This is a genomic window from Thalassospira sp. MCCC 1A02898, assembly GCF_001618185.1.
Classification (GTDB): Bacteria; Pseudomonadota; Alphaproteobacteria; order Rhodospirillales; family Thalassospiraceae; genus Thalassospira; species Thalassospira tepidiphila.
Window position 1 is genome coordinate 473,790 of record NZ_LPXK01000013.1, and the last position, 14,159, is coordinate 487,948.

General features: G+C 54.8%; 12 protein-coding genes. 7 read left to right on the forward strand and 5 right to left on the reverse strand.

The features are described from left to right. Positions 1 to 28 precede the first annotated feature (28 nt). The 3 genes from AUQ41_RS18875 to AUQ41_RS18885 form a co-directional block, all read right to left on the reverse strand. Positions 29 to 1,489 carry an aminoacyl-histidine dipeptidase gene (locus AUQ41_RS18875; protein WP_063089947.1) on the reverse strand — a complete coding sequence of 487 codons (1,461 nt, stop codon included), beginning with the start codon at positions 1,487 to 1,489 and terminating at the stop codon, positions 29 to 31. A 188-nt stretch (positions 1,490 to 1,677) separates the two neighbouring features. Next, positions 1,678 to 2,187, reverse strand: a complete 510-nt coding sequence (locus AUQ41_RS18880) for a GNAT family N-acetyltransferase (RefSeq protein ID WP_063089949.1) — start codon at positions 2,185 to 2,187, stop codon at positions 1,678 to 1,680. A 100-nt stretch (positions 2,188 to 2,287) separates the two neighbouring features. Beyond that, positions 2,288 to 3,919 (reverse strand): diguanylate cyclase, encoded by a 1,632-nt coding sequence (locus AUQ41_RS18885; protein WP_063089951.1) that lies wholly within the window; start codon positions 3,917 to 3,919, stop codon positions 2,288 to 2,290. Positions 3,920 to 4,206: 287 nt separating this feature from the next. Between AUQ41_RS18885 and AUQ41_RS18890 the strand changes: the two genes are divergently transcribed. Next, complete coding sequence (locus AUQ41_RS18890; protein WP_063089953.1) at positions 4,207 to 4,818, forward strand: NUDIX domain-containing protein; 612 nt, start codon at positions 4,207 to 4,209, stop codon at positions 4,816 to 4,818. Between the two features lie 138 nt (positions 4,819 to 4,956). Further along, complete coding sequence (locus tag AUQ41_RS18895; protein WP_063089955.1) at positions 4,957 to 5,955, forward strand: cysteine synthase A; 999 nt, start codon at positions 4,957 to 4,959, stop codon at positions 5,953 to 5,955. 60 nt (positions 5,956 to 6,015) lie between these two features. Here the strand turns inward: AUQ41_RS18895 and AUQ41_RS18900 are convergent, their stop codons facing one another. Continuing rightward, positions 6,016 to 7,374, reverse strand: a complete 1,359-nt coding sequence (locus AUQ41_RS18900; protein ID WP_198155655.1) for an MFS transporter — start codon at positions 7,372 to 7,374, stop codon at positions 6,016 to 6,018. A gap of 111 nt (positions 7,375 to 7,485) precedes the next feature. On the opposite strand from AUQ41_RS18900, the gene AUQ41_RS18905 reads away from it, so the two are divergent. From AUQ41_RS18905 to AUQ41_RS20785, 4 genes are all read left to right on the forward strand, one after another. Next, entirely contained in the window at positions 7,486 to 8,376 is an 891-nt protein-coding gene (locus AUQ41_RS18905) for a LysR family transcriptional regulator (protein WP_063089957.1), read from the forward strand. 131 nt (positions 8,377 to 8,507) lie between these two features. Continuing rightward, on the forward strand, positions 8,508 to 9,527 hold the full coding sequence (locus tag AUQ41_RS18910) for an LLM class flavin-dependent oxidoreductase (RefSeq protein ID WP_063089959.1): 1,020 nt from the start codon (positions 8,508 to 8,510) through the stop codon (positions 9,525 to 9,527). A gap of 181 nt (positions 9,528 to 9,708) precedes the next feature. Next, positions 9,709 to 11,283, forward strand: a complete 1,575-nt coding sequence (locus AUQ41_RS18915) for an L-lactate permease (RefSeq protein ID WP_063089961.1) — start codon at positions 9,709 to 9,711, stop codon at positions 11,281 to 11,283. Position 11,284: 1 nt separating this feature from the next. Then, positions 11,285 to 11,443, forward strand: a complete 159-nt coding sequence (locus tag AUQ41_RS20785; protein ID WP_157092651.1) for a hypothetical protein — start codon at positions 11,285 to 11,287, stop codon at positions 11,441 to 11,443. Positions 11,444 to 11,497: 54 nt separating this feature from the next. On the opposite strand, the gene AUQ41_RS18920 is transcribed toward AUQ41_RS20785, so the two are convergent. Next, complete coding sequence (locus tag AUQ41_RS18920; RefSeq protein ID WP_063089963.1) at positions 11,498 to 12,130, reverse strand: LysE family translocator; 633 nt, start codon at positions 12,128 to 12,130, stop codon at positions 11,498 to 11,500. A 355-nt stretch (positions 12,131 to 12,485) separates the two neighbouring features. On the opposite strand from AUQ41_RS18920, the gene AUQ41_RS18925 reads away from it, so the two are divergent. Continuing rightward, a complete protein-coding gene (locus AUQ41_RS18925) occupies positions 12,486 to 14,147 on the forward strand; it encodes an inverse autotransporter beta domain-containing protein (RefSeq protein ID WP_063089964.1) in 1,662 nt (553 codons plus the stop codon). The last annotated feature ends 12 nt before the right edge of the window (positions 14,148 to 14,159 follow it).

The window sequence follows — 14,159 nt, forward strand, 5'->3', positions numbered from 1 at the left end:
ATCAACTTCATCACATTCGAATAAGACCTTATCCCTTGGCCGGGATCGCCTTAAGCGCAGCCAGAAGATAATCCCAGAAGCGCGCAACGCTTGGCACATGGACGCATTCATCCGGGCTGTGCGCGCGTTTGATGGTCGGACCGAACGATACCATGTCCCAATGCGGGTATTTCGATCCCAGTACGCCGCACTCAAGGCCTGCGTGAATGACGCGAATTTCCGGCTCCTTGCCAAACATGTCCTTGTGAACCGCCTTCATCAGGCTGACCACTTCGCTGTTGGCATCAGGCTTCCAGCCCGGATAGGCATCGCCCCAGGCAACAGATGCGCCGATATTCTCAAATACCGCTGTTGCGACCTCGCGCATGGCATCGCGCGCAGAATTGATAGAACTACGTGCTGACAGCGTCACCTTGGCTTTACCTTCGCCAAGCTTGACGATGGCCAGATTGATCGAGGTTTCGACAACGCCTTCGACCGAGGTGCTCATGGCCTGAACACCGTTCGGAGCACCAACACAGGCATTGTTGAACGCCTTGGAGTCTTTTGCGCTCATAGCCTTTGCAGGGACATCTGCATTGGTTGCGGCAATGGCAAATTTCGGCTCAATCGCGCCGATTTCATCTTTGATGTCGCTGGCGAAAGCATTCAATGCCGCATCGAAATCAGAAACCTTGCCTTCCGGCAGAACGATGGTCGCAAACGACTCACGCGGGATGGCGTTGCGGGCGGTCCCAGCATTGATTTTAACAATACGCGCATCAAAATCACGGATCGCGGTGCGCAGGAAACGCGCCATCAGCTTGTTGGCATTGCCAAGACCAAGGATGATGTCGATGCCAGAATGGCCACCTTTCAAACCGGTCAGCGCGATATCACGGGCCACCTGCCCTGCGCCAACCGCTTCTTCGGTGTAGTCATAGCTTGCGACCAGATCACCACCGCCAGCACAGCCGACACAAAGCTCGTACTCGTCTTCGGTATCAAGGTTGAGAAGGATTTCACCCTTAAGGCGGCCCGGCTCAAGGTTCATCGCACCGGTCAGGCCGCGTTCTTCATCAACCGTGAACAGAAGTTCAAGCGGGCCGTGTTCAAGACCGTCTTCGGTCATGAAACCCATCATTGCTGCCGCACCGATACCGTTATCGGCACCAAGGGTGGTGTTATCGGCAGTAATCCATTCCCCATCCATCACCATGCGGATCGGGTCGGTGTCAAAATTGTGGGTCGATCCGGAATTGGCCTGGGTCACCATGTCGACATGGGACTGCAAGATCACCATTTTGCGGTCTTCAAAGCCGACAGTCGCCGGAACGGACACAACAAGGTTGCCACCGCTGTCGCGGAAATGCGCAAGCCCCTTGTCATCGGCCATCTTTTCCAGAAGCTTTAAAACAGCTTCTTCTTTATTGGACGGACGCGGTGTATCGCAAAGTTTCTGGAAATTGTCCCAGATTGCGACAGGCGCAATTTTACGGATCTCGTTCACGGTGGCGCTCCTGGCAAATTTTCGTCTACGGGTTCTCACTTACCCAGACCAGTTGATTACCTTATTGCCGCGCGAATTTAAAGCGTGCCAAGGACGTTTTCGACCAAGCCACATACAAATTCGAAAAAACCGCATTCCGCGTGCAGTTTACGCACGCAAAGCGGAAAAATGCGCAATATGATTTTAAGTTAGTCGACACCAACGACCTGACTGCGGCGCTGCAACAGCATGACATCACGCCATTGACCGGCCAGCGGCCCGTAGCCCATGCGCCCCAGCCCACGCTTACGGCCGACGATCTCGAAGCCCAATGCCTTATGCAGGACGAGGCTTGCTTCGTTTTCCGGAAAAATACCGGCCTCAAGCGACCAGATACCATTTTCCTCGCTGGCAGCAATCAAGGCTGAAAGCAGCGCTTTGCCAATACCCTTCCCGTGATGATTGGGGTCAACATAGACCGATATCTCGGCGATCCCGCGATAGACACAGCGATTTGAAACGCCAGATAACCCGGCCCAGCCAATGACGATGTCGTTATCATCGCAGGCAACCAGTCGGCATTCCGGCAAATGCCCCTGATCCCAGTCTTCCCAGGTTCCTGGATTTTCCTGAAATGTGGCATGGCCCGATTTGATGGCCTGCCCATAGATTTCAACAACACGATCAGCATCAGAAACGGTCATGGAACGAACACGCATTACGGCCTCGCACAGAAACTGCCACGCAACTACCAAACAGGTGCGGCAGCGAATGTCAGGAAAACATTATGGAAAGCGATGATAATCGATGATCCGGTGATCAGCTATCTTGTTCTTGCCCGGCGAAGCGAAAGACAAGTTGATCACGTCCGGCATCCTTGGCGGCGTACATTGCTTCGTCTGCGACCTTCATCGCTTCTGATAGTTCGATGAATTTTTGCCGACCCTCGCCGCCGACCGTTGCGCCAAAGCTGGCCGTGACATTGACATATTCCGTACCGGACTTGTCGATTGGCACCCTGATTTCGCGGATCATGTTCGACAAACGCTCGCCAATGCGCTTGGTGACCGCCGCAGTCGCAGATGGCAGCAATACTGCAAATTCCTCACCACCCAAACGAACGACAAGATCATCGTCACGCAACGCCTGACGCAAGGTATCTGCAACCCTTTCAAGAACCCGGTCGCCCACCGCATGCCCATGGGTATCATTGACAATCTTGAAGTAATCAAGATCAAGAACGATCAACCCGAACAGCCAGCTTTTATCCTTGAGATGGCGAATTTCGCGCAATCTGCTAACCGCGCTTTCAAAACCGCGACGGTTAAGCGCACGGGTCAACGCATCGGTCGATGCCAAGGTGTCTAGCATCTGCTCCTTGCGCTTGTGATCGGTAATATCAGTCGCCGATACCATGACGCCGCCATCATCCATCATGTTCATGCGGATGTCGGCCAGACGGCCCGATGGTGTCTGCATTTCGTCGATATTGGCATGGCCATGCCCGTTTCGCATCATCTCGGCACAACATTCATGCAGTGCCGAAATATCAAATACCGGTTCGGAGCCATCCGTTGTTTCTCCACCGAAAAGACGGGAAAACTCGTGATTGAAATGAATAACCTCAAGCTTGTCATCAAGCATCGCGACAGCCGACGGCACCATCCGGATCACTTCGGTTACCGCCTGTTCAAGGCTTGCTTTGGCCCGGACAAGTTGCTGATGCATTTCGACTTCGTCGCGAACATCATGGGCAGTCGTCAGGATCGCTGGCTTGCCGTCATACCAAAGAATGCGTTCATCGGTCAGATCACGCCAAACCGAACTGCCATCATCGAGAATATCGCGCACACGGTGCCGGTCGCCGCGTCGTTCGCCGCTTAGAATTGCCGCGACATGGCGAATTGCGCGCGGACGATTTTCGTCGGGGATAAAGCGAAGGATATTGGGATTTTCCATAAAGGCACTGACGTCCTTTGCCCCCATCAGGCGGGCAAAGCTTTCATTAACGTACAATGCTGTCATGTTGCGATGGACCATGACACCAATGAAAGACCGACCCAGCATATGGTCGACCTGCATCGCAGTCGTACCATTGTCAATCATCTGTGCTGTGGTAAGGACCGCATTACCGCCTTCCCATTCGACGGTCTCGTCACTGATTTCCATCCAGACCGGCGTTCCATCCGTCCGGATGTTGTAGACTTTCTTCCAGCCGTGGAAACCGCTGCTTTTCTGGAAACTGTCGGAAAGCTTGTCCGCCTCGTGATGGAAACTTGGCGGAATATACTGGCGCATGTCCGGGTCGCTCATAAAGTCCGAGACATCGCGACGGCCCAGCATTTTCGCATAGGCATCGTTGACATACACAGCTTCGAGATCCTTGTGTACAACAACGCCTACGCGTGACCGCCCATACAGACGTGCGATTTCTGTTGGTTCGAACCGCATCAACGTCCTGTATCCCCCGACACATCTAAACCCTGAATGAAAGCACAGTTATCTAAGACTTGTTTCTCTGCGCACCATATTCGAAAGATTACATCAGTTTTGATGCAATTGAAACCGACGGATGCCACCCTCGCCCCGGCAAATATGGTCACGATGAGAAACATCATGGTATCAAATAACAGCAGATCAGCCCGAATATATAAGAACTACAAAATATTAAGAGCAACGATAAATCAACTGAATAGATCGACAATGTCACATTTTTCGGGAGAAACGCCGTGACAGAAATGAAATTTAAAATAATTGCCAAAAATCGAAGCTGGGACGGTTACTGCAAGATTGATGTCTATCAGTTGCAACATGACCGATTTGATGGTGGTCAAAGCCCTGTCCTGCAACGCGAAGTCCTTGAACGCGGCCACGCTGTTGCCGTCCTGCCCTATGATCCGGTCCGCGATGAAGTTGTATTGATTGAACAATTCCGCCCCGGTGCCATTTCTGTCAACGACAGCGACCCAACAATGCCGGTCTGGCTGACCGAAATCGTTGCAGGCATCATAGAAGACGGCGAGACGGCAGAAGCTGTTGCACGCCGTGAAACGTTTGAAGAAGCCGGATGCGAACTTATCGGATCGCCAGAACTGATTTCGCATTATTACGTAACACCGGGCTGTTCGACTGAAACGGTCCATCTCTTTTACGGCCAGGTCGATACCACCAATGTTGGCGGGCTGCATGGTGTCGCCGAGGAAGGTGAAGATATCCGGGTCTTCACAGTAACGGCCGAAGAATGCTTTGCCATGTTGCAGAATGGACAACTCTGCAATGCAATGACGACCATCGCCGTTCAGTGGTTGATGCTAAACCGCGACCGACTTCGGCAGAATTCAGAGGCTTGAGGAAGCCGAAGCAATTATTCAGAAAAACAATAATCACACAAACTTTACGTTATATTTTTTAATCTGCCTTGACTTTTGTGTGCAAAAAGACCAATCAACTATCAAACACATTTGAAATCACCATGTTTGGAGTCTGTCATGGACATTCGCAATGGCACCATCGAAGCCATTGGCCGCACCCCGCTTGTGAAGCTTAAAAAGGTTTCCGAGCTGACGGGCTGCACCATTCTTGGCAAGGCGGAATACGCAAACCCGGGCGGATCGGTCAAGGACCGTGCCGCCCTTGCCATTATTCGCGACGCCGAGGCGCGCGGCCTTCTGAAACCGGGCGGCGTCATCGTCGAAGGTACGGCTGGCAACACCGGCATCGGTCTTGCCGTTGTCGGCAATGCGCTGGGCTATCGCACCGTGATCGTCATCCCGGAAACCCAAAGCCAGGAAAAGAAAGACCTGCTGCGGCTTCTCGGTGCTGATCTGCGCGAAGTTCCGGCTGTCCCCTATCGCGATCAGAACAACTATGTGCATGTTTCGCGCCGTTTGGCCGAAGAACTCGCACAGTCCGAACCGAATGGTGCCATCTGGGCCAACCAGTTTGACAATGTTGCCAACCGTCAGGGTCACATCGACACCACCGCCCCCGAAATCTGGGAACAGACAGACGGCAAGGTCGATGGCTTTATCTGTGCGGTTGGTACCGGCGGCACGCTGGCCGGTGTTTCGATGGCACTAAAGGATCGCAATAAAAACATCCAGATCGGCCTTGCCGATCCGATGGGGGCAGCCCTTTACAGCCACTACAAATTCGGTGAACTGAAATCCGAAGGCAGCTCGATCTCAGAGGGTATCGGTCAGGGTCGTATCACCGCCAACCTTGAAGGTGTTGAGATCGATCACCCGTTCCAGATCTCGGACGAGGAAATGCTGCCAATCGTGTTTGACCTGCTCAAGGAAGAAGGTCTGTGCATGGGTGGCTCCACGGGCATTAACATCGCCGGTGCGGTGCGTCTTGCACGTGAACTGGGACCGGGCAAAACCATCGTCACCATTCTGTGTGACCTTGGCACCCGCTATCAAAGCAAGCTCTGGAACCCTGCGTTCCTCAAGGAAAAAGGCCTGCCGAGCCCTGATTGGCTCTAAGCAGAGACCATGTGGAAAGATAAAACCCCCGTCCGGTTTCCGGCGGGGGTTTTGTTTTGGTCAGGTCGCGCGGGCAACCTCGCTTCGGGATTGGCGGATGTCCTGCGCCGCCCGCGCCCAAAGATAAAGCCCACAGAACAGTGCGCACAGCAACAACGATCCGGCAAAGCCCGCCACCGCGTTCCATCCGCCCTGATCCCAGAACCAGCCACCAACCGATCCCATGATGCTGGATCCCAGATAATAGGCCAGAAGATACAGCGATGATGCATGCCCCTTGGCCGTTTCGGCAAGCCGCCCGACCCAGCCACTGGCAATCGAATGGGCAACGAAAAAGCCACTGGTCAGGATGACAATCCCGCCAATGATCACCGGCAGGCTGTCAAATACGGTCAGTCCGACACCGAGGGCCGCCAACAACAGCCCCACCACCAGGACCGGGCCACGTCCGATCTTGTCAGACAACGCACCGGCAATCGATGAGGTCACCGACCCGCACAAATAGACCACAAAGATCAACCCAATCTGACTTTGCGAAAGGCCATAGGGTGCATCCGAAAGACGGAAACCGACATAGTTAAACACCGTTACAAAGCAGCCCATGGCAAAGGCCCCGATCAGAAACACGAACGGCAAGCCTGCATGTTTCAGATGCCCGCCCCAGGCCCGCAGGTGATAGCCCACCTGAAAGCCGGGACGTCTCACGAAGTTGCGCGATGCCGGCAACAGAACGGCAAAACCAAGGGCGGCAATCAGACCCAAGGCCCCCATCGCGCCGAGCGCAACATGCCAGCCGAAAAGATCGGTCAGGAAACCGATCACGACACGGCCGCTCAGGCCGCCGATCGCCGTCCCGCTGATATAGATGCCCATCGCCATACCAAGACCCTTGGGATCTATTTCCTCGGCCAAATAGGCCATGGCAACGGCCGGAACGCCGCCCAGCATCAGACCTTCCAGCGCGCGCACCACAAGAAAGGCGTGCCAGTCGGACAGAAACGGCGCGATCAGGTTCAAAACCGATGCCACACAGATGGAAATCAGCATCAATTGCTTGCGCCCGACGGCTTCTGACACAGCACCGGCCAGTAAAATGGCAAAGGCCAGAAACCCGGTGGTCAGTGAAAGTGCAAGCGAGCTTTCAGCCGGCCCGACCACAAAGTGGTTTGCAAGTTCCGGCAACAGTGGCTGCACACAGTAAATCAGCGAAAAGGTCGCGTATCCGGCCAAAAACAGTGCAATGCTGATACGGCGAAATGCAGCCGATCCCGGTTTAATCCAAACCGGATCGGCAGACGCATTTGCGTTGGTGGACGCGAGCGGGCCTTGCGAACGTATGGGGGGCGTTGCATCAGATGACGCCGTATCAGCAGCACTATCAGAATGTTCTTCTGGGTCAGTGTCCCGGGAAACAGACATTTGCGACCTCTTTTGGAATGGTTCGTGGGGTGACGCTTATGATTGCACCATCGCGTCTATCCGTCCAATATATGGAAGTGTCTTTTTTGATATGTTTTGGATATACCATCAATGGAACTACGCCATATCCGCTACTTCCTTGCCGTCGCCCGCGAGGGAAATTTTACCCGTGCTGCCGCACGCATCGGCATCGGGCAGCCACCGCTTAGTCAGCAAATCCGCGATCTGGAAAATGAAATCGGCACGGCCCTGTTTCATCGTGTTCCCCATGGCGCCGAACTGACGGAGGCCGGAACGGCGTTTCTTGAAATCGTTGCACAGTTCCCCGATCTGGCAGAGCGCGCCATTCGTGCCGCACAACGCGCCGGGCGCGGCGAAGTCGGATCAATCCGGGTTGGCTTCACGGCCTCTGCAGCCTTCAGCCCGTCTGTCCCACGCGTATTCCGTGATTTCCGGCGCAGTTATCCCGGCGTTGAAATGACGCTCGAAGAAGCCAACTCGGCACAGCTTGTCGCCGGCCTGCGCGATGAACGTCTTGATGCTGTATTTCTGCGGCAAGATACGATTGCGGGCGATGGCATTCGCCTGCATCTGATTTCCAGCGAACCGATGGTGCTTGTGCTCCCCTCCGGTCACCCGGCTGCCCAACGTGAAAAGGTCGCCCTGTCAGAACTGCGCGATGAGGCCCTGATCCTGACCCCGCGTGCGGTCGGCCCAACCCACTATGACAAGGTTGTCACCGCCTGTCGTGAAGCCAGGTTTGAACCGCAAATGGGTCAGATCGCGCCACAGCTCGGATCCGTGATCAATTTCGTTGCTGCCGAACTTGGCTTTTCACTGGTTCCCAAACCGATGATGCAGCTTCAGGCAAAGGGTGTCGCCTATCGCGAAATAGAAGGCGAAGTGCCCATTGCGCAGTTGTCACTGGCCTATCGTAGCAATGATATCTCCACCGCATTGCGTAATTTCGTCAGCCGCACCCTTGCCGCTCATCAGAACTGACAGGATCAACTGTTCTGGCTTTCAGGGCTGGCATGTGGGCAATTTCACGCTAGATTAATGCCAACTGTGAAATCAGGCGCGCCGCAGACATTTGACTTCTGTGATGTCCGCGCCAAACCGAAAGTCTGGCTATGCTAAGATATTCCCTTCTTGATCTTTGCCCGGTAAATGCGGGTGAACATCCCTCCGATGCGTTGCGAAATACGCTGACACTCGCCCAACACGCCGAAAAGCTTGGCTATCATCGTTATTGGCTGGCCGAACATCACAATATGCCCGGCATTGCCAGTGCGGCGACGTCCGTTGTCATGGCCCATGTCGCGGCGGGTACCAAGACCATCCGCGTTGGGTCAGGTGGCGTCATGCTGCCCAACCATGCGCCGCTGGTGATTGCCGAACAGTTTGGCACCCTTGATGCGCTTCATCCGGGCCGTATTGATCTGGGCATTGGCCGTGCGCCGGGCACGGATCAACGGACCGCCGCCGCCCTTCGCCGTGACATGCATGGATCCGAGGAACGCTTTATTCAGGATGTCTTGCAGGTTCAGGCCTTCCTCGCCCCGCTTGAAGGCAATCCGCCGATCCGGGCCGTACCGGGCTATGGGTCGCAGGTCCCGATGTGGCTTTTGGGCAGCAGCCTGTTTTCAGCCGATCTTGCCGCACGCCTTGGCCTGCCCTTTGCCTTTGCATCGCACTTTGCGCCTGACATGCTGATGGATGCGCTGACCCTTTATCGCAACCGGTTTGAGCCAAGCGAAGCGCTTGATAAGCCCTATGCGGTTGCCGCGATGGGCTTCTTTGCCGCTGACACCGACGAGGAAGGCGAATATCTGGCCACCTCGATGCAGCAGCAGTTCCTGAACCTGCGCCGCGGGACACCGGGCCAATTACCAAAACCGGTCAAGGATATGAGCGAAATCTGGAACCGCGTCGAAAAAGCTGGCGTTGATCACGCCATGCGCTATGCCGCGATTGGCGGGCGCGATACGGTGCGCAAGAAACTGCGCGAATTCGCCTATATGACCAAGGCGGACGAAATCATGGTCACCGCCAACATCTATGATCAGACGGCACGCCTGAAATCCTTTGAAATCGCTGCCGAGCTATTCGGTGAAATGAACGCAAAGTCCGAGAACAAAGACTGCGCCTAAGACCAAGCGACACCTTGTTTTTGCAAATGCCGGATTCCCGAGTGAATCCGGCATTTTGCTTTCATCATACGAAATACCAGAACACACCACTTGCGCTTGCATCATTGGTCGGACAATATGCGCGTCCCGTTGAAGACTTCAACGATAGCCCCTTGTTTCAAAAGGTTATGGTGCGCCCTTCATGACCAACTTCCTGCTGGCAGCCCTGCCAATTGCGACCATTCTGTTTCTGATGATCAAGGTCAACTGGGGCGCTGCGCGTGCTGGTGCGGCTGCCTGGTTTGTCACCGTTATCCTGGCAGTATTCTTCTTTGGTGCGCCAACCGACATGCTGATCATCGCCCAGGCTAAGGGCGTGATGCTGGCCCTGTACATCCTTTATATCGTCTGGGCGGCACTGATCCTGTATTTCGCGGCCGAAGAAGCCGGCGCGATCAAGACCATCGGGCGTGCCATTCGATCACTCACCGATGACCGCCCTCTACAGCTTTTGATATTGGGATATGTGTTCGCAAGCTTCCTTCAGGGCGTCGCAGGATTTGGCGTTCCGATTGCCGTTGTCGCACCGCTTTTACTAGGTATGGGTTTCTCGCCAGTTCTGGCCGTTGCCGCCCCGATGATCGGCCATAGCTGGTCAGTGCTGTTTGGCAATATGGCGACTTCTTTCGAGGCACTGATTGGTGTTACCGGCATTCCGGGTACCGAACTGACCCATTATTCGGCAATCCTTCTTGGCCTGTCGGGCTTTATGTGCGGAGCGGCTGTTTTGTGGCTCGATGGCGGGTTCCGCACCATTCGCCGTCGCATTGTGCCGCTGGTCCTGATTTCCGGCGTCATGGGTGTGGTGCAGTATTTCATGGCCAATTACGGTGTCTGGACGCTGGGGGGGCTGACTGCCGGGATCGCCGGGCTCGTTGCTTCCATCATTGTGACCCGGTTCTGGAAACCGCATCCCGATGATGTCGCCGAACAGGTAGCTGATGATCATCAGCATATGCCCTTGATCGAGGCACTCACACCTTATCTGGTGTTTATCGTGCTGGTCACCATGGCGACCTTTGTGCCAGCAGTCGAAATGCTGCTTGGCAAGATCCGCTTCACGCTTGATTTCCCGGAAACGGCCACCGCAACCGGTTGGGTGATCGAGGCTGAAAGTGCCAAGGCCATTGCGATCTTTGGTCATCCCGGAGCACTTTTGCTCTATACCGCCGCCATCAGCTTTACGTTCTTCAAGCTGCGCGGTCATTACGATAACGGCATTGGCAAACGCATCTGGCAACGCACGCTGAAAAGCGGCCTTCCGACCAGTATCGGCATGGTGCCGGTGATCGGTCTTGCCATCATCATGGACCATGCGGGCATGACCTATGCCCTGGCCGAAGGTGGCGCTGCGGTCTTCTCCGGGGCCTTTGCCATTGCCTATCCGGTGATTGCACCGGCAATTGGTGCCCTTGGTGCCTTCATGACCGGCAGCACGAATAATTCCAACGTTGTCTTTGGCATGTTCCAGCGCCACACCGCCGAACTTTCCGGCCTTTCAACTGCCCTTGTTCTGGCCGCCCAAGCAACGGGCGCATCACTTGGCAGCATGCTGGCCCCGTCAAAAATTCTGGTTGGCTGTTCAACAGTGGGCCTGTCAGGCAAGGAAGGACCAGTGCTGTCGGTAGTTCTTAAAACCGGTGTCATCCTGACCGCACTGTGCGGTTTCATTGCGCTGGGTATCCTTCTGATCACGACGATGAACGGGGGCGCATAAGATGAAACAGAAATTGTTTAACCCGGTCTTTCTGGTCCTGACCTCGATCATTCTACCGATTGCGGCGTTTGAGGCCCTGGTGACAGACAACGTCGCTGCAAGCGACATCCTGTTTGCGCTGTTCTGTGCAGTCATGGCCTTGATTGTCGTGCGCAAATAAAAAGCCCGCCGATCAATCTGACCGACGGGCTTACAAAAATATCTTGGGCAAACCTTAGGGGCGCAGGGCCGCCAGCTTGACGCCAAAGGCAATGAATACTGCCCCGGTGGTTGCCTTAAGCGCACGCTGGAAACGACCACTCCCGGCAAAACGCGTCAGGCGTGCCAGCAACATGACCATTGCCCCGAACCACACCGCGTTGATCGCCCCGTGCAGACAGACCAGCATAAAGGCCGATGTCACCGCTCCCTCTCCTACCGGGATGAATTGCGGAAACGCTGCCAGATAAAAGATCGAGACTTTCGGGTTCAGCGCATTGGTCAGAAATCCTTCGCCATAAGCCTTGATCAGGGTGCGTTTGCGCTTTGCCGGTGATACTTCGGCAACCGTTTTCACCCCGCGCCAGGCATCGCGCAATGCCTTAAAACCGACCCAGCAGAGGTAGGCCGCACCAAGGAACTTCACAATCATGAAGGCCTGTGCGGATTGCACCAGAATCACAGAAATACCAAGGATCGACAAAGTCCCGTGCAGGTAAAAGGCCGTCACAAATCCGGCCACATTGGCCATCCCGGCCGCGCGCCCGGATGTCGGCACAGTCTTGGCGACCAGCACGCCATTGGGACCTGGCGACATGACAAGCAGTGACGCAACCAGCGCAAAACTCAAAACCTGTGACCAATCCATGGGGCGATCCTTTGCAAATGATCAAACGGTACGCATTGACTGATGACGTTTCGCACCTTGCCTTGACTATATCCCGCCTTGATCAACCAACAAGAAAATCATTGTGACCATACATTTTCCCTGCCCGGTCCGGTCAGCCTGCCGGGATCAGGAAAATGATAACTTCTGGGAAAATGATAAAGAATAGAAGTGGCCGCCAGCATCAGGCGGCACTACGGTCGGTGCAATAAAAATCAATATGGCAAAAGCTATGCAACGGCGGGGCACGAAACTCCCCACGAGCAAAATCTTCTGAAGTCTTGGCAATGTGCCTGCCCCAGCAGGCGCAATGTGAGCCCTGCTGACTAGGTTAAACATGCACGTTACCCGATCCATCCTTTCTATCCTTCTTAGCGCCCCCTTCCTGCTAGCTGCACCCGTTGTCCATGCCGCCGCAGAACCACCCGGCCCAAAATGGGGACCGCATATTGACCTCGAAGGCAAAGGCGGCACGGATCGTAACCTTGGCGAGACGGATCTTTTCATTCCGCTTTGGCAGGATGAGGACACATTGACCTTCACCAGCCTTCGCGCCCGGATGGATGACAATAACAGCCACGAAGGGAACTTCGGTCTTGGCATCCGTCAGATGCTTGATTCGGGATGGAACATTGGTGGCTATGGTTACTTTGACCGCCGCCACAGCCCCTATGGCAACAAATTCAACCAATTGACCTTCGGCGCAGAGGCCCTGTCGCTTGATTGGGATTTTCGCGCCAATGCCTATGTCCCAATCGGCACCACACAATACATGGAAGACAGTCTGAGTACTGTTGATGTGAGCGGTACCTCCTTGATGTATAATCAAGGTGAAGAACGCGCATTACGTGGCTTTGACGGGGAAATTGGCTGGCGCATTCCGTTATTTGAGGCTGATGCAGGACAGCAACTCCGTGCTTATGCCGGTGGTTATCGCTTTACGGAAGACGGTGTTGATACGGTACAGGGTCCGCGTGGGCGACTGGATCTGACCTTTGATGAAGTTCCCTTTTTGTGGCAAGGGTCGCGCTTTTCGCTCGGGGCGGAAATTCAGCATGACAGCCCACGGGGCACGCAGGGCTTTGCCAGCTTCCGCCTTCGTATCCCGTTGCAGGGCTTTGGCGATACTCCGAAACCCCGCCTGAGCGCGATGGAACGGCGCATGACCGATCCCATCATTCGCGACATTGATGTGGTCAGTCAGGCCGGACAGTTTTCAGAAGCAACTGAAATCACCCAGACTGCCGACGGGGAAACGATCACAGTTCTGAACAGCAACTCGACATCGGCGGCGAACTTTGCCACTGACATTGCCAATGCAGGTGCCAATTCAACCGTGATCCTGAGCGGCAATTACACCGCAATCAATTCCGTCACAACGGTTCAGAGTGGACAAACAATTGTCGGGGGTGGCGCACTCGACATCAAAACCCGGACAGGACGGTCGGTTACGGTCACCATTCCGGATGCATCGATCTCGGGCACCGGCAGCAATGGCGGCGCCGGCGGTGGTGCACGTCTCTTTAACATGGCCGATAACAGCAGTCTGGTTGGTGTGACCGCGAACGTTAACACGACCGGGTCAGCATACATCGTCCACATCGAAGGAAAGCAAAATGTTACCATTCGGAACAACAACCTGACAACGCAGAACGGCACCTCAACCGCAGGCGCTATCATAATCAGAGACAGCCAGGATGTTACTATCAAGAATAATGTTTCATCCATTACCTCCGATGGAAATGGTGCCCGATTCCTGGCGATTATCGGCAACAATTCCAACATCAGCATCGATGACAACAAGCTTTCCGTGAGCGGAGCAGGCTTCGACAAGCGATTTGTATTCTTCGCCAATTCATCAACCATAAACAACCTGTCAGGGACAGGTAACACCACCAATAACCTCAACCCATGTGGTGACGGCGGCGGAACCCTTCCCACCGTTACTGGCTCAGTCACGGTAGACGGCACCGCGGTAGACGGCAGCGCCTGTCCATAACGTGATACCTTA

What these genes read in the sequence shown, in the direction of transcription:
- AUQ41_RS18900 (WP_198155655.1), bottom strand. Translation starts at nt 7,374, where the DNA reads ATGTCTGTTTCCCGGGACACTGACCCAGAAGAACATTCTGATAGTGCT.
- AUQ41_RS18895 (WP_063089955.1), top strand. Translation starts at nt 4,957, where the DNA reads ATGGACATTCGCAATGGCACCATCGAAGCCATTGGCCGCACCCCGCTT.
- AUQ41_RS18885 (WP_063089951.1), bottom strand. Translation starts at nt 3,919, where the DNA reads ATGCGGTTCGAACCAACAGAAATCGCACGTCTGTATGGGCGGTCACGC.
- AUQ41_RS18905 (WP_063089957.1), top strand. Translation starts at nt 7,486, where the DNA reads ATGGAACTACGCCATATCCGCTACTTCCTTGCCGTCGCCCGCGAGGGA.
- AUQ41_RS18910 (WP_063089959.1), top strand. Translation starts at nt 8,508, where the DNA reads ATGCTAAGATATTCCCTTCTTGATCTTTGCCCGGTAAATGCGGGTGAA.
- AUQ41_RS18920 (WP_063089963.1), bottom strand. Translation starts at nt 12,130, where the DNA reads ATGGATTGGTCACAGGTTTTGAGTTTTGCGCTGGTTGCGTCACTGCTT.
- AUQ41_RS18915 (WP_063089961.1), top strand. Translation starts at nt 9,709, where the DNA reads ATGACCAACTTCCTGCTGGCAGCCCTGCCAATTGCGACCATTCTGTTT.
- AUQ41_RS18880 (WP_063089949.1), bottom strand. Translation starts at nt 2,187, where the DNA reads ATGCGTGTTCGTTCCATGACCGTTTCTGATGCTGATCGTGTTGTTGAA.
- AUQ41_RS20785 (WP_157092651.1), top strand. Translation starts at nt 11,285, where the DNA reads ATGAAACAGAAATTGTTTAACCCGGTCTTTCTGGTCCTGACCTCGATC.
- AUQ41_RS18925 (WP_063089964.1), top strand. Translation starts at nt 12,486, where the DNA reads ATGCACGTTACCCGATCCATCCTTTCTATCCTTCTTAGCGCCCCCTTC.
- AUQ41_RS18890 (WP_063089953.1), top strand. Translation starts at nt 4,207, where the DNA reads ATGAAATTTAAAATAATTGCCAAAAATCGAAGCTGGGACGGTTACTGC.